The sequence below is a fragment of the Undibacterium sp. Ji49W genome (genome assembly GCF_049340205.1).
Classification (GTDB): Bacteria; Pseudomonadota; Gammaproteobacteria; order Burkholderiales; family Burkholderiaceae_D; genus Undibacterium.
Genome location: NZ_JBMPOW010000010.1, coordinates 219,353 through 245,338, shown reverse-complemented (window position 1 = coordinate 245,338; position 25,986 = coordinate 219,353). Strand labels below are relative to the sequence as shown.

29 protein-coding genes and 2 pseudogenes are annotated in these 25,986 nt (G+C 43.2%); 27 read left to right on the top strand and 4 right to left on the bottom strand.

What is annotated here, in order from left to right:
- The coding region (locus ACO0LK_RS14755; RefSeq protein ID WP_422976246.1) for a hypothetical protein at window positions 1–1,895 on the top strand (1,895 nt) is incomplete at its 5' end.
- Between the two features lie 6 nt (window positions 1,896–1,901).
- Entirely contained in the window at window positions 1,902–2,624 is a 723-nt protein-coding gene (locus tag ACO0LK_RS14750) for a hypothetical protein (protein ID WP_422976244.1), read from the top strand.
- A gap of 6 nt (window positions 2,625–2,630) precedes the next feature.
- Here ACO0LK_RS14750 and ACO0LK_RS14745 read toward each other — a convergent pair whose 3' ends face one another.
- The 4 genes and pseudogenes from ACO0LK_RS14745 to ACO0LK_RS14730 all read right to left on the bottom strand — a co-directional run.
- Window positions 2,631–3,143 (bottom strand): hypothetical protein, encoded by a 513-nt coding sequence (locus tag ACO0LK_RS14745; RefSeq protein ID WP_422976242.1) that lies wholly within the window; start codon window positions 3,141–3,143, stop codon window positions 2,631–2,633.
- A 534-nt stretch (window positions 3,144–3,677) separates the two neighbouring features.
- Entirely contained in the window at window positions 3,678–3,887 is a 210-nt protein-coding gene (locus ACO0LK_RS14740; protein ID WP_422976240.1) for a hypothetical protein, read from the bottom strand.
- Window positions 3,863–4,141: pseudogene (locus ACO0LK_RS14735) on the bottom strand (integrase core domain-containing protein); the annotation flags it as partial. The gene ACO0LK_RS14740 and the pseudogene ACO0LK_RS14735, both read right to left, overlap by 25 nt.
- Before the next feature lie 10 nt (window positions 4,142–4,151).
- Window positions 4,152–4,447, bottom strand: a pseudogene (locus ACO0LK_RS14730) (transposase); the annotation flags it as partial.
- Between the two features lie 190 nt (window positions 4,448–4,637).
- On the opposite strand from ACO0LK_RS14730, the gene fliQ reads away from it, so the two are divergent.
- From fliQ to ACO0LK_RS14605, 25 genes are all read left to right on the top strand, one after another.
- Window positions 4,638–4,904 (top strand): flagellar biosynthesis protein FliQ, encoded by a 267-nt coding sequence (fliQ, locus tag ACO0LK_RS14725; RefSeq protein WP_422976238.1) that lies wholly within the window; start codon window positions 4,638–4,640, stop codon window positions 4,902–4,904.
- A 2-nt stretch (window positions 4,905–4,906) separates the two neighbouring features.
- Complete coding sequence (locus ACO0LK_RS14720; protein ID WP_422976236.1) at window positions 4,907–5,752, top strand: flagellar biosynthetic protein FliR; 846 nt, start codon at window positions 4,907–4,909, stop codon at window positions 5,750–5,752.
- On the top strand, window positions 5,752–6,843 hold the full coding sequence (locus tag ACO0LK_RS14715) for an EscU/YscU/HrcU family type III secretion system export apparatus switch protein (RefSeq protein ID WP_422976234.1): 1,092 nt from the start codon (window positions 5,752–5,754) through the stop codon (window positions 6,841–6,843). The genes ACO0LK_RS14720 and ACO0LK_RS14715 overlap by 1 nt, the downstream gene beginning before the upstream one ends.
- Window positions 6,844–6,899: 56 nt before the next feature.
- Window positions 6,900–8,924, top strand: a complete 2,025-nt coding sequence (locus ACO0LK_RS14710; RefSeq protein ID WP_422976261.1) for a flagellar biosynthesis protein FlhA — start codon at window positions 6,900–6,902, stop codon at window positions 8,922–8,924.
- Window positions 8,925–8,983: 59 nt separating this feature from the next.
- Window positions 8,984–9,733, top strand: a complete 750-nt coding sequence (locus ACO0LK_RS14705) for a flagellar hook-basal body protein (protein WP_422976232.1) — start codon at window positions 8,984–8,986, stop codon at window positions 9,731–9,733.
- A gap of 75 nt (window positions 9,734–9,808) precedes the next feature.
- Complete coding sequence (gene flgG, locus ACO0LK_RS14700; protein ID WP_422976230.1) at window positions 9,809–10,603, top strand: flagellar basal-body rod protein FlgG; 795 nt, start codon at window positions 9,809–9,811, stop codon at window positions 10,601–10,603.
- Window positions 10,604–10,616: 13 nt separating this feature from the next.
- Window positions 10,617–11,612, top strand: a complete 996-nt coding sequence (flgA, locus tag ACO0LK_RS14695) for a flagellar basal body P-ring formation chaperone FlgA (protein WP_422976228.1) — start codon at window positions 10,617–10,619, stop codon at window positions 11,610–11,612.
- Window positions 11,612–12,214, top strand: a complete 603-nt coding sequence (locus ACO0LK_RS14690; RefSeq protein WP_422976226.1) for a flagellar basal body L-ring protein FlgH — start codon at window positions 11,612–11,614, stop codon at window positions 12,212–12,214. Before flgA ends, ACO0LK_RS14690 begins: the two co-directional genes overlap by 1 nt.
- Complete coding sequence (locus tag ACO0LK_RS14685) at window positions 12,214–13,374, top strand: flagellar basal body P-ring protein FlgI (RefSeq protein ID WP_422976224.1); 1,161 nt, start codon at window positions 12,214–12,216, stop codon at window positions 13,372–13,374. The genes ACO0LK_RS14690 and ACO0LK_RS14685 overlap by 1 nt, the downstream gene beginning before the upstream one ends.
- A 29-nt stretch (window positions 13,375–13,403) precedes the next feature.
- Complete coding sequence (gene flgB / locus ACO0LK_RS14680) at window positions 13,404–13,787, top strand: flagellar basal body rod protein FlgB (RefSeq protein ID WP_422976222.1); 384 nt, start codon at window positions 13,404–13,406, stop codon at window positions 13,785–13,787.
- A 14-nt stretch (window positions 13,788–13,801) separates the two neighbouring features.
- On the top strand, window positions 13,802–14,248 hold the full coding sequence (flgC, locus tag ACO0LK_RS14675; RefSeq protein WP_422976220.1) for a flagellar basal body rod protein FlgC: 447 nt from the start codon (window positions 13,802–13,804) through the stop codon (window positions 14,246–14,248).
- Window positions 14,249–14,250: 2 nt separating this feature from the next.
- Window positions 14,251–14,556, top strand: a complete 306-nt coding sequence (gene fliE / locus ACO0LK_RS14670) for a flagellar hook-basal body complex protein FliE (RefSeq protein ID WP_422976218.1) — start codon at window positions 14,251–14,253, stop codon at window positions 14,554–14,556.
- Between the two features lie 89 nt (window positions 14,557–14,645).
- Window positions 14,646–16,124: a flagellar basal-body MS-ring/collar protein FliF gene (gene fliF, locus ACO0LK_RS14665; protein ID WP_422976216.1), complete on the top strand. Its 1,479-nt coding sequence runs from the start codon at window positions 14,646–14,648 to the stop codon at window positions 16,122–16,124.
- Complete coding sequence (locus ACO0LK_RS14660) at window positions 16,121–16,771, top strand: hypothetical protein (protein ID WP_422976214.1); 651 nt, start codon at window positions 16,121–16,123, stop codon at window positions 16,769–16,771. The genes fliF and ACO0LK_RS14660 overlap by 4 nt, the downstream gene beginning before the upstream one ends.
- Window positions 16,772–16,783: 12 nt before the next feature.
- Complete coding sequence (locus ACO0LK_RS14655) at window positions 16,784–17,713, top strand: FliH/SctL family protein (RefSeq protein ID WP_422976213.1); 930 nt, start codon at window positions 16,784–16,786, stop codon at window positions 17,711–17,713.
- Window positions 17,710–19,071: a FliI/YscN family ATPase gene (locus ACO0LK_RS14650; protein ID WP_422976211.1), complete on the top strand. Its 1,362-nt coding sequence runs from the start codon at window positions 17,710–17,712 to the stop codon at window positions 19,069–19,071. Before ACO0LK_RS14655 ends, ACO0LK_RS14650 begins: the two co-directional genes overlap by 4 nt.
- On the top strand, window positions 19,068–19,550 hold the full coding sequence (locus ACO0LK_RS14645; protein ID WP_422976209.1) for a hypothetical protein: 483 nt from the start codon (window positions 19,068–19,070) through the stop codon (window positions 19,548–19,550). The genes ACO0LK_RS14650 and ACO0LK_RS14645 overlap by 4 nt, the downstream gene beginning before the upstream one ends.
- Window positions 19,547–20,728 (top strand): hypothetical protein, encoded by a 1,182-nt coding sequence (locus tag ACO0LK_RS14640; RefSeq protein WP_422976207.1) that lies wholly within the window; start codon window positions 19,547–19,549, stop codon window positions 20,726–20,728. Before ACO0LK_RS14645 ends, ACO0LK_RS14640 begins: the two co-directional genes overlap by 4 nt.
- Window positions 20,725–21,129 (top strand): flagellar hook capping FlgD N-terminal domain-containing protein, encoded by a 405-nt coding sequence (locus ACO0LK_RS14635; protein ID WP_422976205.1) that lies wholly within the window; start codon window positions 20,725–20,727, stop codon window positions 21,127–21,129. The genes ACO0LK_RS14640 and ACO0LK_RS14635 overlap by 4 nt, the downstream gene beginning before the upstream one ends.
- Before the next feature lie 51 nt (window positions 21,130–21,180).
- Window positions 21,181–22,368 carry a flagellar hook protein FlgE gene (locus ACO0LK_RS14630; RefSeq protein WP_422976203.1) on the top strand — a complete coding sequence of 396 codons (1,188 nt, stop codon included), beginning with the start codon at window positions 21,181–21,183 and terminating at the stop codon, window positions 22,366–22,368.
- Complete coding sequence (locus tag ACO0LK_RS14625) at window positions 22,365–23,249, top strand: FliM/FliN family flagellar motor switch protein (protein WP_422976201.1); 885 nt, start codon at window positions 22,365–22,367, stop codon at window positions 23,247–23,249. The genes ACO0LK_RS14630 and ACO0LK_RS14625 overlap by 4 nt, the downstream gene beginning before the upstream one ends.
- Window positions 23,209–23,646 carry a FliM/FliN family flagellar motor switch protein gene (locus tag ACO0LK_RS14620; protein ID WP_422976199.1) on the top strand — a complete coding sequence of 146 codons (438 nt, stop codon included), beginning with the start codon at window positions 23,209–23,211 and terminating at the stop codon, window positions 23,644–23,646. The genes ACO0LK_RS14625 and ACO0LK_RS14620 overlap by 41 nt, the downstream gene beginning before the upstream one ends.
- Window positions 23,647–23,665: 19 nt before the next feature.
- A complete protein-coding gene (locus ACO0LK_RS14615) occupies window positions 23,666–24,199 on the top strand; it encodes a flagellar biosynthetic protein FliO (protein ID WP_422976197.1) in 534 nt (177 codons plus the stop codon).
- A 1-nt stretch (window position 24,200) separates the two neighbouring features.
- Entirely contained in the window at window positions 24,201–25,142 is a 942-nt protein-coding gene (gene fliP, locus ACO0LK_RS14610) for a flagellar type III secretion system pore protein FliP (RefSeq protein ID WP_422976195.1), read from the top strand.
- 12 nt (window positions 25,143–25,154) lie between these two features.
- Window positions 25,155–25,943: a sigma-70 family RNA polymerase sigma factor gene (locus ACO0LK_RS14605; RefSeq protein WP_422976194.1), complete on the top strand. Its 789-nt coding sequence runs from the start codon at window positions 25,155–25,157 to the stop codon at window positions 25,941–25,943.
- Window positions 25,944–25,986 lie beyond the last annotated feature (43 nt).

The following is a 25,986-nucleotide window of genomic DNA, read 5'->3' as shown; positions in this document are numbered from 1 at the left end:
CGTTTGTGCAGCAGGTCAAGCTGGGGACAACGACTGCCAGTTCTACCACGGGCACGGCGACAACGACAACCGGCACGTATCAGAACAATCTGAATTTAGGCACGGCAACGGTGGCGCAACAGAAAACGCAGGCGACATCGCTGGCGAATAATCCGACGACCATTGTGAATCCGACGTGGACGGGAATGACCAATACAGGGTCGGCTTATGGAGTGTTCAATGGACAAATGTACGCACAGAATGCGGGGTTGGCGACAGGTGCCTCCAGTCAACAAGATCTGATCAATGCAGGCGCTAATCCACAGAATCTGGTGGCCAGTGTTGTTGGACGCACAGACGATGGTACGTACACGGTTGCCTATGGCGATAAACCAACTGGATATACGATCAATTTGAACGACCTCATTCAGAATGGCTGGGATGGTCAAAATTGGGATATCGTCACTAACGCATTAAAAGCGCAAGGATGGGATCCTAGATATCCGTATAACTTCATCCTACCTGATGGCAGTTATCAAACAGGAGATCCTATCCAATCAGATGGCAGTAATGCTGACTGGATGACGGAGGACTTCATGTTCGCTAACTCCTCAATGATGGCTGGCGGTTGGCAGAGCGTGGGCCGTCCGCCATTCTCGTTGGGTAACACGACAGTCTCCAGAGTTGTCAATGTCGGGGGCGACGGTGGCGGGGATGACGGGGTTGATGAAGGCGGCGGCCCTGGTCCTGGTACAGGCACTGCTACTGGTTCAGGCGGCGGTTCGGGGGGAGGAAGTTCTGGGATAAATACAGAAACAACGACTATCACCGAAGTAGCCAGCAGAGACGGATACATAACATGGGAACATACCACAACCAGAAGTGATAGCACTACCACATCTGTGGTCGGTGCCATGACATCCGGCGTAGAAGATTTTGTAGACGGATTGATACATACTGATTCCAGCTTGGGTGTCATGTCAAGAGTTGGGCAAACCTATTCAACGCAAGCTGGCATGGACGCCAGACAAGTTATTAACAATGCTGGCGCTAGTATTGCGGATTTTTTTAATGGCGCGATAGGTCGTACTGATTATAATAATGCGGTTGCTAGCTATAACAATAATGAATATTTTTACGCTGCCTTATACGGGATGCGCGCTTTAGGTAATGCTGGCCTGACTTTACTTTCCTCTGGATTGTATGGCGTTGGTAGGGCAGGCTTTGTTCAAACAACTGAGCAATTCGCTGCTTCAAGAATCACATATGTTGAATCAACTGCGGAAAACACATATGCCGTTAGGAATACGGGCGGTAGTTATGTGAACAGTTATACGAGCGGTAGTTATGTGAACGCGAATGGACAGAATATTGCTACTGGTCTTCCGAATGCTACGGGTAGAACAGCGGCCGTTGAGGTTGAAGGAGCCAATACTGGCGCGCAAGTAAATTTAAACACTATTGCGACAAATAGTGCAGGGGCAGGTACGCTTGCTAACAATCGGTTAGTTGGCGCGCAGGCCGAATCCGATGCAACAAGAAATTTTACCAATCAGGGACTTGAGGTAAATCAAAGAGTAAGTTTGACAGACGGTACTGTCAGAGCTGTCGGTGATGTTAGTCTTAATGGAACACCCGGCGCAATGGTTCAAATCCCAGCTGGTTTTGTTGCAGAAGATTTAGCTGGCAATTTGTTGCTTGATGCGAGTGGCAATCCCATCACATCATTTCAATTAAATAGTCAAGGGCAGGCTATCATTGAGGTCAAAACTGGCGGGGCGACATTGTCAACCAATCAAGCAACCGTATATCCGCTTGTGCAATCTGGTGGGGCAGCGGGGGTGGGAGGAAACGCAGTTGACGCCGGTATGGCGGGGGCATTGCCCGCAACACCAGTTATCATTATTCGTAGGTGAGTAAAAGTGAGCACTTTAAAAAACAAGGTATACAAGATTTGCAGTGATGTTGCATCGGAATATCCCGGTTGGGAATTTTTGTCGTCGGGTCAATTCAAAAATAAATCTTTAAAGTATTTAACATTAGGAATCAATCCGGGATTTAGTTTTGCGCTGAACAATACCCCGTTGCAGCCATCAGTTCATATCTATCACAAGAAGTCAATGGCCTTATTCAAGAAACTCAGTGGGTACGACCAACCAACCTCTATTGTGCGATTTCAAACCGTTCCTCAAATGCTGACGCATATGCCAGAGGGCTTGCGCAGGCTATGTTGGATAATGGGTGATAAAAATCTTCAGATAAATGTGGCCCAACCATCTGAAGAAGCGAGAGAAAAAATGATAGATGTCACTGAGTCCCTACCAATTTTGCGAGCAATGATGGCAGATGGTATTTCTCTTATAGAAAAACTTTATCATCTTGATTCTGAAGAAAGTTTTTTACGGAATTTCCCACCGAAGTATGTCACTCGCAGTGACATGATTCCTTATGACGAATTTGAAAGAAAAAAAGGAATGATGGTTTGTATTGTACGGGCTTTGACTGGAGATTTTGATTTCGCTGGCAAATATCGAGACGATAGTTATTCAACAGTCTACCCTAAGAATATGAAGGAAATTGATAGTCTGCTCGAAATTATGCCGGAATTGGAAACCCAATTTCATAAAAAAAGCAATGTTGTATGAGATGTTTTATTGGGACACGAAATTGACTGGTTCGGCCCGTTCGACATATTGCAGGCACTGTTTTCCGAACGGATGACCAAGGATTCCATCCTTGAATTTTGCCATGAAGGCCTGAGTATTTTTTCGAGCGTTGTGGTGAGGTTTCCAGAATAATCCTTGAATAAGTCGGAAAGGGGTTTTCCTGCAATAAACAAACATTTCCAACGGGGGGGTGAGACCAGGAACCCAGCCTTCAATAAGGACAACATCCAGCTTGCTTCCATCGTTTTGCTGGATTGTACCTTCTCGTCCAGATGACCATCCCGTAACTTCCGCCTCTCTTTGTGCTCTTGCACTGTGTGCTTTTTCAAGTGCTTCCACTTGGGTGGTTGCTGAATAAGGCACTGAATCTGATTGCATATGCTGCCAATAGACAACAAAAGGAACCATCAATGCATTGTGTTCAAGCAGATGCTGAGTATGGATCGCATGGCTAAATGCGTAGCCCATGTAAAAAGCAAGAATATCTTCGTTCACCATAATGATTGTTGTTAAGGTTAAGTTATGTGAGACTTATTGTAACGCACGCCGCTCCCACCGTACACCTGACCAAATTCCCATCACACGATTTTTGCAAGATTGAGTCGGGATTACCACATTCCGGTCACACGAATTTGCATCGCCAGCCTCACTAAAATCATAACGACAACCAAATTACCATCATATCGAATGCTATTGCCCTGCTCAGCGTCCAGTTAAACCAAATCTCTCCGCCAGTTCTGCATTTTGTGCAAAAAACAGCGGAGATTTTGTTTCAGCTGAATGCTGAAATGACTATATTTTAATCAGAGTAAGCAATAATTTTTAGAAACCGGGGTCACCCATTAGCCCCTGGTAGTCAAGTAGCCGAACAACATACTCGCAACACACCGCGATAAGATTTACAACACCATCACACGTTCGTTGGAAAATGCCGGCATGCCTTTTGCGTCAATGTGTGGTTGCGTGAATCGCACCAGTCACCCATGTGGATCGAGCGAAACATCAAACCTGGATTTCGCCCAAGTAGCACAGCTACTCCAGAAGCATCTCGGTGCCGCGTTGCGTCAAAGTGATGGGCGGGTTTGCGACAACCATATCCGTTACCAGTGCGACCACCAGGACCGTCTGATTGCGTCTATCAGTGACCCGGTTGGTCTGTATGGCAACAGCACCGGTAACGTCACAGGCAGCACCCAAAGTCTGATCAGCATCACCAGCTACGACCAGGCCGGGGGTGAGCATACTCCCGGACAAGCGTATTTCTTAACCGGGCAGATTATGTAATTCAAGGTTGAATGTAATCGATCGTGATTATAGAACGTCAACCAAGCCATAATCTCGTCCATGGCAGCAGGACGTGTTTCAAACCGCCGGACATGAATACCTGCTATCTTGAGTGAACTCCACAGACGCTCTGTTGGGGAGTTATCCCAACAATTACCACGACGGCTCATGGGCGACTGCATGCCATATGCCTGTAACGCTGTCTGGTTGAGCCCACCGTAGCTTTTTTAGGTTATCTCGCTCCATCTTGACCCGCGCCAGTCCGGCACGTAGCCTGCTAATTTCCATTTGCTCGGCACTGACGGGTTTGGCTGACGCTACTGCAAGTTTGCGTTGCCCGTCCGCTTTGCCCCAATTGTGTAACGTTTGATCTCGGCTGTGAGCGACTGCGGCAATGTTTTGCCCACTTAGCGCCAACCTGCCGCTTCAATCTTGAATTCCTTCGTATAGCGCGCTCTTTTGTTTTGTGGCTTCAGTTTCTCTCGGTAGTTGAATTTTAAACCTTTAGGAAGGGACATGTTTTTTGTGAATAAACCATGGTTTATTGATAATAGAAATAGATATTTGAGATCAACAACATGTACAAATAATTCAAGAAACATTTTTGTTAGACAATGTAAAATGTCGTTTCTTTATCGATACTGGTATTATCAAAAAATGCTTTAACTTTCCTGAAGTATTTGGTGATAATTAATTTTATGGCAATTTATGCGCCCTGATTACGCTTTAACATTAATGACGGAGTTATTTTGGACCGGGCTTTTGATTTGTTTGCCAGTTTTATGTCTAACTATGTTGGTTGGTTTGCTTGTTAGCATATTTCAAGTCGTTACCCAAATACAGGAAATGTCGTTGACGTTTGTGCCAAAGCTTTTGGCTGCTATGGCAGTGATTGTTTTTGCGGGCCCTTGGATGTTGAGAACATTAACTCAGTTTGCAATCAAGTTGTGGACTAATATCCCTCAGATGATGTAGTTATGGCAATGTATTCTAATTATATTTTTGATTGGATTGCCAGTATCAATGCGTTGAACATATTCTTTTTGTCAATTCGCTTGGCGGCAGTTTTTGTTCTCTCGCCAATTCTCTATTCGCATACTCTGCCATCAATATTCCGTGTAACACTTATCTTAACTATAAGTGTAGTAATGTCTTTGGGCATTGATCAAGGTAAAGAGGTATCACAGCCTGCTATGGGAGAGGGATTTGATTTTATTGTTTTAGCCGCAGTTAGGGAGATGGCTCTTGGCGCAACTTTTGCTTTGGGTATATTCATTTCTTTTGCAACAATTTCAATTGCTGGGCAAATATTGGATATCCAGATTGGATTTGGAATGGCACGCATATTTGATCCGCTTACTCGAACACAGTTACCCATACTGACCTCTGCCTTCAATCAATTAGCCGTAATTTATTTCTTTTTGTTGAATGGGCATCATGTTTTGCTAAGAGCGCTTGCACTTAGTCTCGATTATTTCCCATTGGGGCATGCTTGGTCTATTGAGAAGCTTGCTGTTCCGGTTTTAAAGCAAGTAAGTGGACTCTTTAGTCTTGGGTTCGCTTTGGCTGCTCCAGTCGTATTTACGGTATTGCTTATTGAGTTGGTACTCGGGGTCGTTGCCAGGAATCTTCCACAAATGAATATGTTTGTCATGGGAGTGCCAGTCAAAATTATCACGGGATTGTCAGCGTTATCATTTGGTTTGCTGGCAATGAGTGGTTTGATCATTCATATCCAAGAGCTGATATTCAAAACCTGGGGCGACATGTTCTCTTCTGTTGAAGTGACTTCAGCATTGCTGACCGGATTTAGGGCTGGCTGATGGCAGAACAAGACTTTGATCGTTCCGAGAAGGCGACGCCGTTCAAGTTGCAGAAAGCAAAAGAGAAAGGACAGGTCGCCAAAAGTACTGAGATAGTTTCAGCAACCGTTTTTTTTGTAGCGGTATTGTTTTTTTATTGGCGAGGCATAGACGGTATTAAAGAACTTTTCAAATTTGATTTGACGCTGTTGAATCAAATTGGAAATGGCGAAGCAAAAGCAAATAATTTTTGGTGGGCATTGGAATCCATGTTGTTTTATGGAATGGCTTTGCTTTTACCATTTTTTTTTGCGTTACTTTTGGCTGCCTTTATTAGTAATTTTGCCCAAATTGGGGTGGTCCTTTCAGTTGAACCACTAAAACCAGATTTTGATAGATTGAATCCTGTAAGTGGGTTTAAAAAACTTTTTTCAATCAGGTCTCTTTTCCATCTTTTCAGGGTAATTGTCAAACTGGTCTTGCTGTCTTTGATATCTTATTTCAGCTTGAAAGAAGTGATACCAAAATTGTTCCGGGTGAAAATATTTTTCCCGCTAGAGTCGATAAAAATCGTGCAATTTGACATTGTTTCATTAGGTTTCAAAATAGCTTTAGTGTTAGGAATATTATCTTTTATCGATCTTGCTTATGTGCGTAGGGAATTCGCAAAAAAAATGCGAATGAGTAAGCGAGATGTGAAAGACGAGGCGAAAAGCAGGGATGGTGATCCAAGAATTCGAGGTAGGTTAAGAGAGTTAAGACGCGAGATGCGAAAGCGTAGCATGGCGGTAAGTAAGACAAAAAATGCAGACGTCTTAATAACCAATCCTACACATATTGCTGTTGCGCTCAAGTATGAACATGGGCAAATGGAATCCCCGCTTTTGATTGCAAAAGGGGCGGGAGCTTTGGCAGAATCTATGAAAAAAATTGCAATACGTAACAACATACCTATCGTGCAGAACAAAATTTTAGCCCGTAAACTTTTCGGTGAAGTTGATTTCGAAAGAAATGTTCCGACGCATCTTTATGCCGATGTGGCACGGATAATGATTTGGGTTTTTTCCTTAAGAAAAAGTAAGGAAAATGCATCGCAAGGGAGAGTGGTTTGAGCGCTATCACGACATTTTTCGGGAAACATAGTGATCTTGCGCTTGTTGTCTTTGTTATGGCGGTACTCGTTGTACTGTTTGCGCCTGTTCCAAGCGGTGTCCTGGATTTCCTTATACTTTCAAATTTTAGTTTTGCTTTCTTAATCTTGTTGCTGACATTTTATATGGCGCGGCCAGTGGAATTTTCCACTTTCCCTTCTTTGTTATTGATTGCAACTTTATTTCGTTTATCTCTTAATGTTGCAGCAACGCGACTAATTTTATCTAATGGTGATGCCGGTAAGGTTATTGCTGCAATCGGCGCATATGTAGTTGGCGGCAATTATGTAATTGGTTTGATCGTGTTTTTAATTCTCATTGTTGTCCAATATGTGGTGATTACAAGTGGCGCGCAAAGGGTATCTGAGGTTGCAGCTAGATTCACTCTGGATAGTATGCCAGGTCAGCAAATGAGTATTGATGCTGACTTGAATATGGGATTCATCAATCAGGAAGAGGCGCAGAAGAAAAGAAAAAATTTGGAGAAGGAAGCTGGTTTTTATGGCGCAATGGACGGTGCCAGTAAATTTGTAAAAGGTGATGCCATTGCGGGTATCGTCATACTACTTATTAATATTGTAGGCGGGCTGCTCATTGGTATTTTGCAGCACGGTATTCCGTGGTCTCAAGCCTTGCGTACTTACACCTTGCTCACAATTGGGGATGGTATCGTCACGCAAGTGCCCGCGTTGGTAATCGCTTTGGGGACAGGGATCATTGTGACGCGATCAGCTTCTGACGGAAATCTTAGCGAAGAGGTTTTTCAACAAATTTTATCGTTTCCTAAAACGCTGCTTTTAGTGTGTTTTGCCTTGTTTGGACTTTTAATTCTGCCTGGGATACCTTCTGTTCCTACAATAGGTTTGCTATTAATGTTTTTTTGCATCACCTATTTTTCTTATCGTAGAAAAGTGGATGAGCTTGATCTTAGTGCCAAAGAACAAGGCAATGAAGAGGCTTTTTTATCCGATTCAAAGGGCACTTCAGAAAATGAGGATCCCTACAAATTATTACAGGTTGAGCCAATTGAAGTCTACGTTGGGGGAAACTGGATACCCTTAATCAATCAATCAGGTAGCCTGTTTATGGACCGCATCGCAGTATTTCGAAAGCAGCATGCGATGGAGTTAGGCTTGGTATTACCCAAGGTAAGATTTAAAGATGGTAAAAAGTTGCTGGCAGATCGCTATGAAATATGTGTCGATGGCGTCATTGTTGCAAAAGGCGAGGCAAGGATCAATCAATACCTGGCCATACATCCAACCGGGGACGTAAAAACCATACCAGGGGAAATCACCAAAGATCCAACATATGGACTTCCTGCGCTTTGGATTGAAGAAAGTCAACGTGAAACAGCTACTGCCAACAAGTACACCCTGGTAGATGGGCAAACGGTATTTTTGACACATTTAACAGAAGTGTTGAGGCGAGAGTCTCCGGCATTACTGACTAGGATTGAAACAGACAGGTTATTAAGCCGTGTTCGGGAAAATCAATCCAGCCTAGTCGATGAATTGATCCCGGTCGTATTATCTGGGAGTGATGTACAGCGCGTTCTGCAAAATCTCTTACGGGAAAAAGTTTCTATTCGTCATATTGAAGCAATTCTGGAGACATTGGCCGATGCCGGGCGAAATAGCAAGGATGTGAATTATTTGACCGAGATGGTAAGGCAAAGACTGGGAAATGCAATATGTCAGGGGTTAATTGGTGAGGCCAGTGTATTGCACGTAATGACGCTAGAACCTTCAATAGAAAGCCAGTTTTTACAGAATTTGCAATCTGTGCGACAAGACGGTATTCAATCGAATAGATCCTTCGTGCTTGAGCCAAAATTGGCCGAGCAATTTATGAGAAAACTGGTACAGCAAGCAGACCATATGATGAAAAACAATATGTTGCCAGTATTATTGTGTTCGCCGGAATTGCGTCGGCATATTCGCGCTTTAAGTGAACGCGTAGTACCTCATTTGCGTGTTCTGTCAATGTCAGAAATTCCACAAAACATAGAACTAAAATCTTTTGGTGTAGTGCAATTATAAAACTGAACTAATCGGTAGGCTTAATTAAACCAGCAACTGACAGAGAAAGTGAAACTGCAATGAATGGAATACTTGGAGTCGCATTGCAAGGTATGCAGAACGATGCGGCGCGTATGGAGCGTATCAGCCTCAATATGGCTAATGCCCTGACAACTGCTTATAAGAGAGAGGTGGTGATAGAGCACACGTTCGGCGAAATGATTCAAAGTGACTTAAATCATGATGCTCAAGTTAGTCCATTAGAGGTGAGTACTGATAACCATCAAGGAACATTTAAAGTCACTGGACAAAGTTTTGATTTTGCAATTAGTGGTAATGGTTATTTTGAAATTGCAACGCCACAGGGACCTGCATACACACGGTTGGGAAATTTCAGAGTCGACCCACAAGGTAGATTGGTCAATGGGCAAGGGTTTCCAGTCATGGGTAAAAGTGGTGAAATTCTGATCCGAACTTCCAAACCTAACGTGGATTTATCTGGAAAATTTTCCGAGGAAACTGATGCTTTGGACAGCGGGAAAATTTCTGGAACTTCAAATGGACAATTCAAATTAATGGAATTTGAGCGAGCCGCCGATTTGATAAAAATTGGTGATGGAATGCTGGTAGCCTCAGAAGGAAGCTTCGGCGTTGAAAGTAAAAAATCGCAGATTCAACAAGGGCAATTGGAAAATTCCAATGTCAATTCCATGCAAGAAATGGTGCAAGTAATGCAAACGATGCGCCATTTTGAATCCATGCAGAGAATTGCGCAAGGCTACGACGAGATGATAGGTACAGCGGTTAGAAAATTAGGTGAAGTCAGCTAGTTCATGGTTATTTGAACTAACAGAGGTCATAAAGGTTCATGAAAATTTTTCCCCTTTGGGAAGCAAGGAAAACGAATGTTTGATGCACTTTATATTGGCGCTACAGGTATGCAAGCACAGCAGACCAACGTTGACACTATCGCCAATAATTTGGCGAATGCGAACACAAATGGTTTTAAGAAATCGCGCGTTACGTTTTCAGACATGATGGTGCCGGATGCCAGATTGTCGTCCCAAGTTAACACTGGTGAGGCATTGGGAGCGTTAATGCAAGGAGGTAAATTTGGTGCGGGTGTTTCTATAGCCAGTATGAGCAAGCTATTTGACTCTGGAGAATTGAAAAAAACAGAATCAGCATTTGACATTGCGATTCAAGGCGATGGTTTTTTGGAAGTCGTAATGCCCGATAATTCGATTGCTTACAGTCGTGGCGGCACATTGAAAATAAACAAAGACGGGCAATTGGCACTGCAAGGTGGACAGGTGATAAAACCTGGTATCACCATACCGGAGGGCACACAAACTTTAAGTATTTCAGCTGATGGCAAGGTGCAGGTACGTGGTGCTACACAAAGTGCTTTCAGTGATGTGGGGCAATTGGAACTCGTGCATTTTGCTAGTCCGGGGCAATTAAATGCGCTGGGTGACAATTTGTACAAATCTAGTGAATACTCCGGCGAAGCCGTTGCCGGTGTTATCGGTGAAAATGGAATCGGTACCGTGATGCAGGGTTATGTTGAAGCATCAAATGTCAAAATGCTGGAGGAAATGATCAGTCTTATGATCGCTCAGCGCGCATATGAAGCTAATGTGAAAATTGTCCAGGCATCTGATGAGATGCTTGGCCTTGTAAATAATCTTCGCAAATAAAGAGCGACGTGGCATGTCAAAAAAGTCGATTTTTAATTGTATTTTTTTGGTAAAAATTTTTATTCTTTTTTTGGGATGGGGAATTAATTCTCTGGGGTGGGCAAGGCCTTTGCATATGGAATTGCGCTCCTCTGTACTATTAAAATCCAGGAATATAAGTTTGGCAGATATAGTAAATGTAGATGCAACTGAGCAAAGAGATTTCGCCGCATTATCTTTTTTATCTGTGGGTAGTATTCCATATTCAACGATGAATATGAGCTTATCCAGGAATGTGCTAGAACGATGGGTTAGGACTCATGCGGGAGACGCTGACAGAGTTATAGTTTGGTCGGGGTCACAAATTGTTGATATTTCTTTGGAAGCACAGGTTGTTGAAGGAAGTGACATCGTAGCTTTCGCAAGAACAGTGTTGTTAAATTGGATGGCAATCCAAAATGAACACTTGGAAATTGCAGAGGTTGCAGACGTTAAAGCAGAGCGATTACCTGCGGGCACATTAAGAATGAAAATTTCGAGACTGTCCGAGCGATTAGCCGTGCAAAAAAAATTGACTGTGCTCTTAGAGCTTTGGATAGCCGACCATTTCATAAAAAATGTCCCTGTGAGATTTGAGTTGAACGGAACAAAAAAAATATGGGTAAGCAATCGATCAATTGTAAAAGGTGAACCCATTGTCGAAAAAGATGTAGACGTTAAGACTGTAGATCTGTTTTCCGATTCAGGTCTTGACATAGCGCAAGTTAAATTTGCGAGCAAGCCTATACGTGCAAAATCGAAGTTAACTAAAGGCGCAGCATTGAGTAGTGAAAATATAGAAGCAGTGCCAGATGCAATCCGGGGAGATTTCGGACTTTTGATTGCACATGAAGGACTCGTTAGTATTGAAAGCAGGGTGGAGATTATGGAGGACGGATTTATGGGGCAACTGATCAAGGTACGTCCCTCCGGTACAGAAAATCAAATTCAAGTGAGAATTATTGGTCCTGGAAAAGTGGAGTTGCGTTAATGAATCAAGATATAAAGTTTAATAAAATAAGATATTTCAAAGCCTTTTTGTTTTTTTTGATTAATGGTTTTTCTCAGTTTGCACAAGCTGACAGTCTGTATAAAGAGTCTAATTACCGTGCGTTAACTTCTGACAATAAGGCTTACAAAGTTGGTGATGTATTGACAGTTCAAGTCTTCGAAAATTCAACTGCCTCGACCAGTGCCGATACCGGTAGTCGTCGCAAAGATAGCATCAATGCTGACTTGACAAAGAATGGAACTTCATTAAAACAACTTGGTGTAAATATAGGCGGTGAGTTTGATGGTGGAGGGCGAACGCAACGAACTAGTAAACTGTTGGCGACTTTAAGTGTTGCAGTTCGTGAGGTCTACACCAATGGCGATTTGGGAGTTTCTGGCGAGCAAGCATTGATGGTCAATGATGAAGTCCAAAAAGTGAGTTTGGAGGGAAGAGTTCGTCCACAAGATATTTCAGATCAGAATGTCGTTATTTCCACTCGCCTATCTGACGCAAAAATTGTTTATATGGGTGAAGGAGATATTACTGACAGACAGAGGCGAAGCTGGTGGCGGCGTTTACTGGATGGATTGGGTTTCTAATGCAAACAATAAAATTTCTTCTTCTATTGTCAGGAGTAATTTCTTCCTTGACGATTTTTTCTTTTGATGCGTATGCACTTGGCCGGGATAAAGCACCTGTTGGACAAGACATCAAAGATGTTCGTGTCAAAGATATCGGGAAACTGCAGGGATGGCGTGAAAATGCTTTGGTAGGCTACGGAATTGTGACCGGTTTAGCGGGAACAGGAGATTCTTCTTCCAATCGAACTACCAAGCAAGTATTGGCTAATGTTTATTCTCAATTTAATTTGAGTATTCCGGTTGAACAGGTTCAAAGCCGCAATGTGGCAGTTGTTTTGGTTAGTGCCATGTTACCTAGTTTTGCACGTGAGGGTGAGACGATAGATGTGACTATTACCTCTGCAGGAGACGCGCGTAGTCTGGTTGGCGGCAACTTGTTGACTACGCCTTTGAAAGCACCCAATGGGCGGGTTTATGCATTGGCACAAGGGAGTCTGTCAGTTGGTGGATATCGCTACGATGCGAATGGCAATGTGGTACAGAAAAATCACCCTACCGTTGGCGCAATTCCAAATGGGGCAATCGTTGAGGTTGAGGTCAGTTCTCAAATGTTAAGCAAAGACCAAAGGCTGACTTTTTTATTGACAGATCCAGATTACACCACTGCCAGTCGTGTAGCAAAAGCCATTAATTCTAAATTTGGTGCCATTGCCATTGCCAGTGATGCGTCTGGTATTCAGATTCAGGTGTCAGATGAAAAAAAAGAGCAATTGGTTGATTTTATTTCAGAAATTGAAAATATTTTAGTGGAACCTGACAGACGTGCAAAAGTGGTTATCAACGAACGCACGGGTGTAGTAGTTGCAGGAGGTGATGTGCAGATTTCTAGAGTGTCAATCTCTCATGGGGACATCAAAATATCTGTAGCAAGCCAAAATACTGTGTCTCAGCCTTTTGTCATTGGCCAAACCAACAGTGCGATTCGAACAGCTATAGTGAGTAATTCGAAATTGGATGTTGAGGAAAGAAATGACCCAGGATTTATCGCTGAAGGTAATACCGTGTCTGATTTAGTACGTTCGCTAGTGAGGATAAAGACGAATACGCGAGATATTATCTCTATCCTTAGGGCTGTGAAGGCGGCTGGTGCATTGCATGCTGAATTAATTATTCAATAATTTTAACTTTTGAAGAGCCGATATATTTCATGACTCAAAATCTCGAATCTTTGACATCCGCCGTGGTTGGGTTAGCGCTTGATGCAGCTTCGCTTAGACATCAGGCGATTGCGAACAATATTGCGAATGTGAATACGCAAGGCTACATACCCTTGAAGCTTAATTTTGCGAGCTACATGGAACAAATGGAACAAATTTCTACGACATCGGGAAATTTGGAAGGGCAAAAAATTTCTGGTGGCAAGCTTGAACTGGAGCAGGTGTTTGATTCACAAGGTCAGCCTGCAAAAGTTGAATTGGATGCCGAAGTGGCAGCTATGGCTCATAACACCGTTCATTACCAGACCTTGATTAAAGCACTTAACCGACATTATGCAATCCTTTCCAGCGCGGTCAGTGATGGAAAAAAATAAGCTGAGGAAATAAAATGGATTATCGACAATCATTTGGAATTAGCGCAGTCGGCATGTCTTATGAGCGTGCTCGAGTAGATGTATCAGCCATGAACCTGGCAAATGCGAATACAGTAAGGGAAGCCGATGGTAAGGGCTATCAACCTATGCGTGTAGTTGCCAGAAGCGCGCTTCCGAACACGGATTTCAGTGAGCTAATGGATAACGCGGGTGTATTCGCACTAGGTAATGCAGGCAGAAATTTCTCGATTGAGTCTATCGATAAACCCGCCAGACTGGTACTGGAGCCTGGCCATCCATATGCGGATGCGAAAGGTTTTGTCTCTTATCCAGCAGTAGATTCGGCGACAGAAATGATGACATTAATGAGTGCAATGCGCGCGTACGAGGCAAACGTAGCGGCTATGAACACAGCAAGAAACATGGCTTTAAAAGCTTTGGAAATTGGTGGGGGGAATTAGTAATGGAGATATCAAGTATTGTGCCAATCACAGCGCCCATTGCTCCTGATTCTTCAGGAATTCTTTCTACTGGTACAGTCACACCAACACCCAGCTTTAGCAATATGGTGAGTCAAGGTTTACAGCAAGTCAATGAGCAGTTACAGACATCGCAAATGGATTTGCAGGCGCTTGCAACAGGCGATGTTCAAAATTTGCATCAGGTGATGATACGCATGGAAGAGAGTCGACTCTCATTTCAATTATTGTTGCAAGTGAGAAATAGGCTATTGGAGTCTTATCAGGACATCATGAAAATGCAAATATAGGTAGCTGTTTTTTCTGTCAATCAAGAGGCTTTGTTACAGGGGGTAAATTTACTCTTTGCTTTTTTTGCTTATAGTTGCTGAGGTGGGTTGTGATTAAAAATTTTTGGAATACGCTTGGCAACTCTGCGCGTATCGGTTTCATCGGTGGACTGTTGGTGATTTTGATTGTCACTGTCTGGTGCACGGTCTGGTTGTTGCGAACGGACTACCAAGTCTTGTTTGCGGACTTAAAACCACAGGACAGTGCCGCGATGGTTGCGGAATTGGATCGATTGAAAATCCCGTACAAAATCAGTGAAAGTGGAAATGCAATACTGGTTGACAAAGAAGTCGTTCACACAACACGGCTAAAGTTGATGGGAAAGGATATACCTTTAAATGGCGCAGTAGGTTTTGAATTGTTCAATACGAGTGATTTCGGGATGACAGAGTTCGCTCAAAAGATTAATTTTCAGCGCGCACTGCAAGGTGAAATCACCAGAACGATTTCTGCCTTGGATGAAGTCAAGGATGTTCGAGTACATCTTGCTTTGCCTGAAGAAAGTCTTTTCAAACGCAATAACAATAGGGCTAAAGCTGCTATCACAATTAATTTAAAACCAGGCAAAAAACTCAGGCAAGAGCAAATAACGGGAATTCAAAAATTAGTTGCTGCAGCAGTTCCTGGTATTCAAGCCCAAGACGTAACTTTAGTGGATTATCAAGGTGTTGCTTTGACCAGAAGTGGTGCAAATCCTGGTGATATTGAAGCAGCTACTGGTAATTTGGATTTGAAGAAAGAAACTGAGAATCTGCTTTCCCATAAAGCCAATGAGGTACTTGAGCACAGCTTTGGTGTGGGTCAGTCTATGGCTAGTGTCGATGTCGTGTTGAATATGGATCAAGTTCGGGTCACGACTGAAAATGTATTGTCTGCTCCCGCAATTGCAGGTCAACCTGTAACTGGCGTCATTATTCGAGAAAAGGAAACTATAAAGGATTCGGCACCTCAGGCAGATGCACTGCCATCGCAAAATAATGCTAAAGGAGGCAGTTCCCAAAGAGATACGGAGTATCAGGTTGGTCGTAAAGTCGAACAGGTGGTTGGTCAACCTGGGTCTATACAAAGACTGAACGTGGTTGCAGTGGTTCGTAAGCCTTTGGATGAAGCTGAAATCGAAAAAGTCAAAACTCTGGTCGCAGCTGCGGTTGGTGTTGTCCCTGAAAGAGGAGATACGGTCGTTGTGCAAAGCCTGAGCGCATATGCAGGGCCAGAAAAGGATGTACTGAATGCCAAATCAGTAGATTTGTCAACAAAGCTGGATACGCAAGCAAATGAAGATGTACAGAGACATCTTGAGCCTGATAGCTCCAAGATTATAGCCACCATATTCTGTATGCTTGTTATGGCAATTATTGTATTGATAGGGTTAATTGTCCTGTCGAAAAAAAAGTCATCTGCCATCACTTTGAATGCAAAGCAGCGTGAGCAGGCATTAAAGCAAATCCAGGAGTGGATGGGAAGTGCGGATAAGCTAAAGCCTGTTGATTCCAGAATTGAACCAGTCGCGGGAAGCACAAGATCGTGATTGAAAAAAATATGCAAGGGAAACCAATTACAGAAAGCACTAGGCGGGCTGCTTTGTTACTTCATGCTATGACTGCCTCTGATAAAAAGTGGATATTGGGGCAACTTGATAGACTGGATCATGTTGTTTTGACAGGGTTATTGGATGAATTATCCGAGTTAGGCGTTCCGAAAGATGCAGAAATTTTAGCTGCATTAGAGGAACCCGAGCGTAAATTACCGGTTTCCCAAGGCAGAGGAGATAATCTGCTGAATCAGGATTTTGACAAACAGATTCGTTTTCTTGAGTTGGAAAATGCTCATACATTATTCAATGTATTGGCCAAAGAAGAACCGGATTTGATTGCATATTTCTTGTCTATCTATTCTTGGCCGTGGACTGAGGAATTGTTAAATTATTTTGATGTAAGTGTGCGGCGTCAGATCAAAGCTTCCAGAGAGATCATCGGCGAAGCACATTGCTTGTCCTTGGGTGATCGTCTAAATATGATTCAATGTGAGCTCTGTAAAGAAATTATTGCGAAAATTGCCAGCAGGCCGGCTGCCGAACCGGTAATGACAGTTACTGGTGATAAAAATCCATTCGTTTTATGGTTAGATAGTCTTAGAATTAGTAATCGGAAAAAACTATTTAACCCGAATTCATGAGGAGAAAAAATCATGAAAGGGCAGCCAAATAACAAGAAGAACACACAAATATTACGGGATGTTTTGGTGCATAACCACGTTCATACTTTGCAGAGACCCGGACGTGCGGGGGAGAAGAAGGGCTCCGTAAAAATTAAGCTTGAAAACGATTTTCATTCATCCGATGGAATGCATGTTAATACCAGTTTTAATTTACCTGTTTCACAGCTTAAGCCATCAGTAATTGATCGGTTCGAAGAGGGACATCTCGCGGGGAAAAGTGAGGGATATGCTTTGGCTCTGCACGAGCAAGCGCATAGTCAACAAGCAGAACTGGACAAAAAAAGAGAGCAAATATTTCAAGAAGCATTCAAGTTGGGGCAGCAACAAGGATTTGCCATTGGTCAAAAAGAAGGACAAGTGACTGCACAAAGCGAAGCGAATGAATTAAAGTCGCGATTGATAACTGATGTTTTGCAGCTTGAAAATTTAATGAAAGCGCTGCCGGGTCAGCTGAGTTCCTCTTTCATGGATATGGAGGATGACATGGTTGCACTTTGTTTTTCTGCCATTTGCAGTGTGATTGGAGACAACATCACTTCAGAGCCAATCTTGCGTTTATTGGTGGCTACACTAGTCAAACAACATTTGACCGATACAGAATTTAGTGTGCATCTGCACCCTGATGATTATCAGGTTGTATCGAAGAAAGCCATATCGTCAGATGAGATCGGTATGCAGATTCGTTGGGTTTCTGATGTAAATGTAAAAGTGGGGGGCATCATCATTCGTTCAAGCGAACAAAGTCTTGATGCCAGACTGGATTTTCAGATTGAGCTCTTAAAGAAAAATTTGTTGAGCACCAGAGAAAGCCGGAAAAAACAAGCTGTAATTGAACAAAAAGAATATCCAGCAGCAAATCAGTTACTCGACAAAAAAAGTGCGCTTACTGTTGCGGTATGAGAACTGATCATTTAAGCGAATACCATATCAACTTAAAGAAATCCGTTTTTATAAAACGGATAGGGCGGGTTCGTCAGTTCAGTGGACTGTCAATAGAAGTAACAGGTTTAAATGCAACAGTGGGGGAATTGTGCTCGATCATACCTAAAAGGAATGAAAATCAAGGGAGTGAAAATAGTACGAACATCATTATTGCGGAAGTAGTCGGAATTGGTTCAGGCTATTTGACCTTGATGCCCTATGGTTCAGTACAAGGGCTTGCAGCAGGTTGTGAGGTCGTTGCCGAAGGTGCTTATGCCGAAATTAGTGTTGGCGAGAACTTGTTGGGGCGCGTAATTGATGGTTTTGGTACTGCACTGGACCGGTTGCCGGCGATTCAAGCGCATATAAAAAGACCACTAAAAGCTGCGCCAGTGAATCCGATGAGACGTCCGCGAATTGAAACGGTACTAGAGACTGGGATAAGAAGTATCGATACGCTGTTAACCTTAGGAATGGGACAAAGGGTAGGTATTTTTGCTGGCAGTGGTGTTGGTAAAAGTACTTTGCTTGGTATGGTGGCGCGACATGTCAAGGCGGATATCAACGTTATCGCCTTGATTGGTGAGCGAGGTAGAGAAGTTCGCGAATTTATTGATAAGCAGCTTGGTGATGAAGGTATGAAGCGCTCAGTCGTTGTTGTTGCGACTTCAGACCAGCCGGCACTGGCACGCATGCGTGCCGCCTATGCGGCTTTGGCGATCGCTGAATATTTCAGGGACCAGGGAAAGCAAGTATTATTGACAATGGATTCTGTCACTCGGTTTGCCATGGCTAGGAGAGAGGTGGGCTTGTCTGCAGGCGAACCACCGACTGCACGTGGATATACGCCCTCTGTCTTTGCTGAGCTTCCGGAGTTATGTGAGCGATGTGGCACTGCTGATAGTGGGGGGGCTATTACAGCCTTAATGACCGTGCTGGTCGAGGGTGATGATTTAAACGAACCAATTTCCGACAGCCTGCGCTCTATCCTGGACGGTCATATAGTCTTGTCGAGGCAATTGGCGCACAAAGGTCAATACCCTGCTATTGACATTCTGAAGAGTGTTAGTCGTGTCATGCCAGACATTGTCAGTAGCGGACAAAAAACCTTGGCCATTGAAATGGTAAAACGATTGGCTATCCTGGAACGCAACAGACAGATGATCGATATCGGCGCGTATCAAAAAGGTAGCAATGCCGAATTAGATGAGGCATTGCTGATTGAAGGGAAGTTGCTAAAGTGGTTAAGACAGGATGAAGGTGGTTTTCAGCGTGAATTGGCTATTCAAAAGCTTGCCGAAATTCTGACGCTATCAGGTACCAAAGGTCGTGTATGAGTGCGTCTGTTGATTTACGCGGTTTTTTTTATCAACTGGAACCTGTGCAAAACAAGACGCAATGGGAGCTGGATTTAATTGAGGTCCAGTTAGCGGATGCACTGCGTGAGCTGGAGCAGTGCAGGGTTGACATTGAGTTAAAGCAGTTGCGAAAGAGGGAGCAGTCTGACTTGGCACGTACCTCGTGGCAGACAAATTTTAATATGCTGACTCATCAATCCGCTTTGGGGTTCTTGGTCATGCTTGAGACGGATATCATGGCGGGACAAAAGCATTTGAATCAATTGTCGCATAAAGTTGCCACTCTCAGAGGTGAGTGTGTTTTGCTCCAGCAAAAAATTCAACTGATGGATTCACATCGAAATGAATGTTTAGATGAATATGCCGCCGAGCAGTTGCGTCAACAAACAGCAGAAATTGATAGAGATTGGAGTGCGCGGAGCATTTGGAGGGACAAAATGAAGGGCACGCTAACATGAGTAACATTTCGTTTTTGAATTTTAATTCAGGATATGCCGCTCTGAAGGATGATGTTCATCAGGATAAATCCATGAACACGGATCTGTCAAAACGATTGACCTGGTTGAAGACAATGGAGCAGTTACAAGCGGGTAATTGGTTGCGGCATGGACTTATAGAACGAAGCCAGTACGATGATAAATTCGCGCCTCCAGATTCTGAGCGAACTATGTCCGGTATTGCACCGGACATGGAGAGTATGAGCAAGTTGCAAAGCGGCCGTTCTCACCTGAAGGAGACGGATATACAAAAAGATGCTACTGCCATGACTGCTGCTCATAAGCTTGAATTAAGCGATGCCCCTCAGAAAAGTGTTGATTTCGAAGCGGTACGAGATGTTGCCGCAAAAAATGTACAAACAGAATTGCATTCTGCCTTTGATGTAAATCGGCAGCCTGTAATAAGTAGCGCAAGCGAAGGAAATGTAGATCATTCTGGTTTGAATGGGTTCTATCTGAACGCTGATTCGAACTTAAATGTGGTTTCTGCAAAAAATGTAATGCCGGCACCTGAAGAAAACATCAAACTTGCCGGCGCCCCGAATGGCAAAGTCGATCAGTTGCGATTCCAAATTTTGGATGCGGTCAAAGTAAGCCTGCAATCGTGGTTGGTATCAGAAACTGGACTGACTTCATTTCAAACATCGAATGCGTCGATATCCAGAAATGACACTACGGAGTTCCCTGCTTTATCACAGTCGAAAATTGAGCGGACGTTGAATTCGGTCCTGACTTATTCGAAAGTTGAATCAGTTGATGCTGAACTACATGAAATAGAAAGTGTTGAGAAAAAAGAATATCCAGTGAGTGAGCATGAGCCCATTCGTTTTCATGCTGAATGGGATGGAGAAAATCTGAGTTTATGGCTAGGTATTGACGCTCATCTAGATATTGACGTTACTAAACTAACCCGACAGATTCAAAATTGGTTTGATCAGCACAATGTTCAATTGGTCTCGCTAATATGGAATGGACAACAATTAACGAGAAATGTACACTCGAATACCGCGATTGACGAAAAGAAAATGAATGCTAAAAGCCAGTTTTTCCGGCAGGATCATTCAAATACCGTGTCTCCATATATGGCGGGCATACAAAATTTATTAAATTCATATATTGTTACCCAGGAGATGCGATGACCATCAGTTCAGTCGGCAGTACATCAGCCACCACTAATTTGCAGGCCAACAGTTTAGGGATACAGGATTTCTTAAAAATTCTTTTGACCCAACTGAATTATCAAGATCCGATGAAACCTATGGACAATCAACAGTTCATGGCGCAGATGGCCCAATTCACGACTCTGCAACAAACACAGCAATTGAATACAAATATAGAGCACCTGATTACAAATCAAGCCTCTTTGCAGTCTGTTGGTTTGATAGGCCGCACTGTTGATATTGCTACTGAGTCGGGCACTTTTTCTGGTCAGGTTGTCGCTATTTCTTTGAGCGGTGACGCGCCATTGTTAACAGTAAATACTACGCTGGGAAGCAAGGTTTCCAATATAGGCCTGGATCAAATTGTAGCTGTACATTAGGTTTGAAGCCAAATTTGAAGCAAATTTTATTTAAATTTTAAAAGGTCATCTATGCTCGATTCAATATATATTGGTATGAGTGGTTTGCAAGGTTACTCACGCGGTCTCAAGGTTATTGCAAACAATACTGCAAATATGAATACGCCGGGATTTAAAAGTTCAAGCTTGCAATTTGGCGATATGTTTTATTCGAATGGAGATCAAAGCGGCACTTCCAGAGGCACCTTTGGGCAGCTTGGACATGGCTTGGTAACCGGAGGAACAACGCTGAATTTCAGGCAAGGTGAATTGCGTCAGACAGGAAATACCCTTGATCTGGCAATTGATGGCCAAGGGCTTTTTACGTTGAAAGATGCTGACGGAAAAATTCATTACACGCGGGCTGGGCAATTTGAATTTAATTCAAGCGGTGTACTGGTGAATCGACTCGACGGCAGTAAAGTAATGGGGCTTGACGCGAACAATATTCTGAGCGAAATCAGCGTAAATGGTGTTCATACAAGTACTGGAAAACAAAGTAATGTACTGAAGTTTATTGGCAATCTCTCCAGTACTGCCACAGATCAGACAGTTACAGGAGTTAAGGTAATCGATAGTGCTGGTGGTGAACACAGTCTTACCGTGAAAATGACCAATACAAATGCCACGACTGTAGGAAGCTGGAAGGTCGATGTTTCTGAAAATGGTGTGGCAGTAGGAACCGGTCAAATTATTTTTCAAGATGGTAAACCACAAGCCGCAAATTCAAAGGTAGCCATCAACTTTACGCCCGCTGGACTCAGCAGTATTCCGTTGGTACTCGATTTCAGTACTGATGTAACGTCGTTTGGGTCATCTAACCTGTCGACGCTTGCGTTTAGCTCACAAGACGGTTTTGCGGCAGGTACATTGACCGGTGCAAGTTTTGATGCTGCCGGCGTGCTGGTATTGGCGTATTCGAACGGTCAAACTAGTAAGGGAAGCAAACTCGCTCTTGGACGCTTTGATACGTTGGATGCTGTTGAAGCCGTAGGTAGTAATGAGTTCGATGCGACAGATGCATCTGCCTGGCATGCCGGTGTTGCAAGTGAAAATGGTTTTGGTGCTGTAAAGTCAGGGATGGTAGAAATTTCAAATGTAGATCTGTCGCAGGAATTTAGCGATCTTGTCATCATGCAGCGTGGCTATCAGGCATCATCCCAGATTATTACTACCGCGAATGAAATGTTACAGGAATTATTCTCCATGAAGGGCAAATGAGCGTGATTGAAGAGGGTGGAAAGCGAGTAATTTTGTTTGATGCCAGTAAAGCGCAAAAGCTGCGTTGGTGGGCGGCTACAGAATTGGATTTGATTGCTACAAAGTTTATTGCAATCAATTCTGCGTGGAGTGAGAAATGGTTGATTCAGGAACAAGAGAAAAGTAATGTATCAGCGTATCTTGCACAAAATGCAGATACCTCTTCCGATAAATCTGGTGCATGGAGAAAGGTTTGCGCAAGCAAAGGACGTATTTTCTGGATCAAAATTCCGCCACGACATTTAGAAAGCCTGCAGGAGAAAATGTTTTGCGTGAATGACACGCATAGTAGTTCATCAAAGCTGAAAGGCAAGATTGGAAAAAACTTGGCTCTCTCTGCCTGGGAAGAGTATTGGTCGAAATTGACTGATTTATTCCCAGTATTAGATATCTCTGAAATGTCTGAGATCTATCCTGAGGCAAGCCTTTTTAAGCCCTGGTCTGGTGCCGTGCAGTTGGAATTTAATTTGTACGGTGTGAAGTTCACATTAGTATTGAACCAGGCGTTAGTTGAAGATTTACTGGGTATTGACTCTCAGCATGTAAGTGATACCAAAAAAACTGGTAAATCTTTATTTGCTGGCAGGTTGTACTCTATTCCCGAGGCGATCGCGCATAAAAAAGTGCATGTTAAAGTTGAATTGAGTGGTTGTGAGCTTGAAATCGGAAATTTACAGCAAATGCAGCTTGGTGACGTTATACCCTTGGCTCATGGGTTGGACGAGCCGCTGCACGTCAAATTTGCCAATGATGATGAGCTATGCCTTGCCTTTCTAGGGACAAAATCACAAAAGAAAGCAATTGAAGTGGTTGCCATCGGATATCCATCTAAAAATTCTTGAAGAAATTAAATCGTTTATGCATCAACGTTCAGAAACCGACAATACGAATACCGACGTAAGATCAACTACGCATAGTGCGGTGGAAATTCAAATGATTACATTACCAGAGCTAGACGTGCGCGAAACTGCAAGTGAAAAATCCTTGCCTGTCTTAAGTAATATGAATCCACTGCATGCAGTGAAAGCAAAGCTGCAAGTGTATGTAGGAGGTGTTGAGGTAACAGTTGGGGAGCTGATGAATCTCAAAGAGCACCAGGTTCTTGCTCTTGATACGGATCTTGATCAAACGATAGATTTGTTGCTTGAAGGTCATGTAATTGCACGAGGAAAGCTTGTGGCATTGGATGGGCAATTCGCCATTCAGATAGCTGAGCTTCCAATTTCTTTGAAGTCTTAATTCTGTGCTTAAGCTAGACATGTTGTTTGGTATCTCCAAACTTATACAAAAGAGTGCATGTTTGCTTATGATGTGCTGTCTTATTTTTGTTGAGAGCGTTGCTGCAAGCCAGCCAGAAGTCAAAACAGCAGAATCACTTCCTAATGCGCAACAAGCACTGACTTCTTCACCCACTCAGTTATCTGCAAACATACCCGTTATCAGAGATGCGGCCAAGGGTAAGTCAGATGACTTTTCCGTGGTGTGGGTCATAACGTGTTTTGCCTTGACAATAGGCGCATCATATTTGCTCATTAAATTGAAAAGTGGTTCGATTGTGCTTTGGGGGCGACGATTGAATTTCGAACAGCGGAGTGAAAGCGTTGATTTGAGATTGAAAAAGCAATTGATGTTGACAGCGAAAACCAGCCTGCATGTTGTGAGTTGGCGAGGAGAGGAGCTTTTGCTGGCCTGTACTGACAGCAAGGTGACTTTACTGGACAGGAAAGAAGTAAGCCCAGTAATTTGTGACAGTGCTGAATTTGACAGGCAACAAAAAAATGAACAGGCTTAGTGTGAAAACGCATCCCTCAGAACACTGGGCACTGACCAGATATTTATTGAAAGCTATTTTTCTCTTCTTTCTTTCGGTATCGGCACATGCAGAAATAGCTGATCAAGGCGTGGGCCTGACTCCAGGGCCATCAACACAGCCGAGTGCATCTAATCGTGGTATTGGTAACGAAGAAAAGCTCCACCTTGAGCAGGAAGACGTACCGCAAGCACCTGAAAAGTCCTTGCCACAACATGCTGCTTTACGACCTAAAGTCGTGGCTCAGGATGACGGTAGTTTAGTCAGCAAATTAAAGCCGGATATTATTTCGTCCAACGAAACGAGCCAAGCATTGAGGGTCATACTTGGATTAACGATCTTGGCTGTAATTCCTGCCATTCTAGTGTCAATGACGGCTTTTCTGCGGATTATTATTGTACTTTCCATGCTTAGACATGCTATCGGTATGCAGGAAACTCCGCCAAATTCTGCACTGATAGGTCTGGCTATATTTTTGACTCTTTTTACCATGTCTTCAACATTGCAAACTTTAAATGAGGATGCATTTCAACCCTTTATGTCAGGGAAAATCAATGCTGAGATTGCTTTTAGTAAGGCAAGTACCCCTATTCGAGAGTTTATGATAAAGCAGACCAGGGAAAAGGATTTGGCATTGATGATCGAACTTTCAAAAGCAAAATTACCTGAAAGTGTGGAGGAGGTCGGAAGTTTGCAATTGATCCCTGCATTTATGCTTTCAGAACTACGATCTGCATTTCAAATTGGCTTCGTTATTTTCCTTCCATTTTTATTAATTGACTTAATTGTGTCCAGTATTTTAATGGCATTGGGGATGATGATGATGCCGCCGATTTCGATTGCTTTGCCGGTAAAAATTCTGATGTTCGTTTTAATTGACGGCTGGAGTTTGGTATTGAAAGCATTAGTTGGCTCGTTTCACTGACAACTCATCAGTATGGGAGATGATATCGACCAATCCGAGCAATTATTCCGGCCTCAGAGCAATGAGGTCGAAAGCATGCTTTGGAAAAAATGGAGGAATGATCACGATCTGGCTGCCCGCGAGGGGATCGTCGAAATATACTTGCCTTATGCTCGAACCGTAGCAGCGACTATTTTTTCCAAAAGATTCAATAGTGAAATTGAATTTGAGGACTATTTTCAATTCGCATTGCTTGGTATGTTAGAGGCAATTGGTCGATACGATCCTGATTTGGGAATTCAGTTTAACAGTTTCGCCGGAGCGCGAATTCGTGGTGCCATATTAACCGGAATTGAAGATTTTTCTGAAAGACAGCAACAGATTTCAGTTGGGCAGCGCCTCAAGGCGCAAAGGCTGGAAGCAAACAAAGATAACGCTAAGGATAAAGATTCCGACGATATTGGGAGCGGTAGCGATAAAATTTTTCGCAGGTTGGCACAAGTTGGTTTGGGAATGGCACTTTCATGGTTGCTGGAAGACAGTGGAATGGTGGTAGATGAACGTGACCATGTGATTGAAATGCCGTTCTATCAGGGATTGGAGTTAAAACAGTTGCAGGATCAAATACAGGAGATTGTGAACTTGTTGCCCAAACAGGAAGCCAAGGTGATTCGGTATCATTATCTGCAAGGATTGCCGTTTGAAGAAATTGCAGGATTATTTGGTGTCAGTAAAGGCCGTATTTCGCAAATTCATAAGTCAGCTTTAGTTAACTTAAGGCAATTGCTTTTACGGCAGCGTCAATGTGATTTGGCTTGCTGAAAAAATGATCGAATTGGCCTACGTTGACGGCGTATGCAACATT

Excerpts from the sequence above, each read along its gene's own strand:
- ACO0LK_RS14745 (WP_422976242.1), bottom strand. The coding sequence starts at position 3,143 with ATGGTGAACGAAGATATTCTTGCTTTTTACATGGGCTACGCATTTAGC.
- ACO0LK_RS14740 (WP_422976240.1), bottom strand. The coding sequence starts at position 3,887 with ATGCTCACCCCCGGCCTGGTCGTAGCTGGTGATGCTGATCAGACTTTG.
- fliQ (WP_422976238.1), top strand. The coding sequence starts at position 4,638 with ATGCGCCCTGATTACGCTTTAACATTAATGACGGAGTTATTTTGGACC.
- ACO0LK_RS14720 (WP_422976236.1), top strand. The coding sequence starts at position 4,907 with ATGGCAATGTATTCTAATTATATTTTTGATTGGATTGCCAGTATCAAT.
- ACO0LK_RS14715 (WP_422976234.1), top strand. The coding sequence starts at position 5,752 with ATGGCAGAACAAGACTTTGATCGTTCCGAGAAGGCGACGCCGTTCAAG.
- ACO0LK_RS14710 (WP_422976261.1), top strand. The coding sequence starts at position 6,900 with ATGGCGGTACTCGTTGTACTGTTTGCGCCTGTTCCAAGCGGTGTCCTG.
- ACO0LK_RS14705 (WP_422976232.1), top strand. The coding sequence starts at position 8,984 with ATGAATGGAATACTTGGAGTCGCATTGCAAGGTATGCAGAACGATGCG.
- flgG (WP_422976230.1), top strand. The coding sequence starts at position 9,809 with ATGTTTGATGCACTTTATATTGGCGCTACAGGTATGCAAGCACAGCAG.
- flgA (WP_422976228.1), top strand. The coding sequence starts at position 10,617 with ATGTCAAAAAAGTCGATTTTTAATTGTATTTTTTTGGTAAAAATTTTT.
- ACO0LK_RS14690 (WP_422976226.1), top strand. The coding sequence starts at position 11,612 with ATGAATCAAGATATAAAGTTTAATAAAATAAGATATTTCAAAGCCTTT.
- ACO0LK_RS14685 (WP_422976224.1), top strand. The coding sequence starts at position 12,214 with ATGCAAACAATAAAATTTCTTCTTCTATTGTCAGGAGTAATTTCTTCC.
- flgB (WP_422976222.1), top strand. The coding sequence starts at position 13,404 with ATGACTCAAAATCTCGAATCTTTGACATCCGCCGTGGTTGGGTTAGCG.
- flgC (WP_422976220.1), top strand. The coding sequence starts at position 13,802 with ATGGATTATCGACAATCATTTGGAATTAGCGCAGTCGGCATGTCTTAT.
- fliE (WP_422976218.1), top strand. The coding sequence starts at position 14,251 with ATGGAGATATCAAGTATTGTGCCAATCACAGCGCCCATTGCTCCTGAT.
- ACO0LK_RS14655 (WP_422976213.1), top strand. The coding sequence starts at position 16,784 with ATGAAAGGGCAGCCAAATAACAAGAAGAACACACAAATATTACGGGAT.
- ACO0LK_RS14650 (WP_422976211.1), top strand. The coding sequence starts at position 17,710 with ATGAGAACTGATCATTTAAGCGAATACCATATCAACTTAAAGAAATCC.
- ACO0LK_RS14645 (WP_422976209.1), top strand. The coding sequence starts at position 19,068 with ATGAGTGCGTCTGTTGATTTACGCGGTTTTTTTTATCAACTGGAACCT.
- ACO0LK_RS14640 (WP_422976207.1), top strand. The coding sequence starts at position 19,547 with ATGAGTAACATTTCGTTTTTGAATTTTAATTCAGGATATGCCGCTCTG.
- ACO0LK_RS14635 (WP_422976205.1), top strand. The coding sequence starts at position 20,725 with ATGACCATCAGTTCAGTCGGCAGTACATCAGCCACCACTAATTTGCAG.
- ACO0LK_RS14630 (WP_422976203.1), top strand. The coding sequence starts at position 21,181 with ATGCTCGATTCAATATATATTGGTATGAGTGGTTTGCAAGGTTACTCA.
- ACO0LK_RS14625 (WP_422976201.1), top strand. The coding sequence starts at position 22,365 with ATGAGCGTGATTGAAGAGGGTGGAAAGCGAGTAATTTTGTTTGATGCC.
- ACO0LK_RS14615 (WP_422976197.1), top strand. The coding sequence starts at position 23,666 with ATGTTGTTTGGTATCTCCAAACTTATACAAAAGAGTGCATGTTTGCTT.
- ACO0LK_RS14605 (WP_422976194.1), top strand. The coding sequence starts at position 25,155 with ATGGGAGATGATATCGACCAATCCGAGCAATTATTCCGGCCTCAGAGC.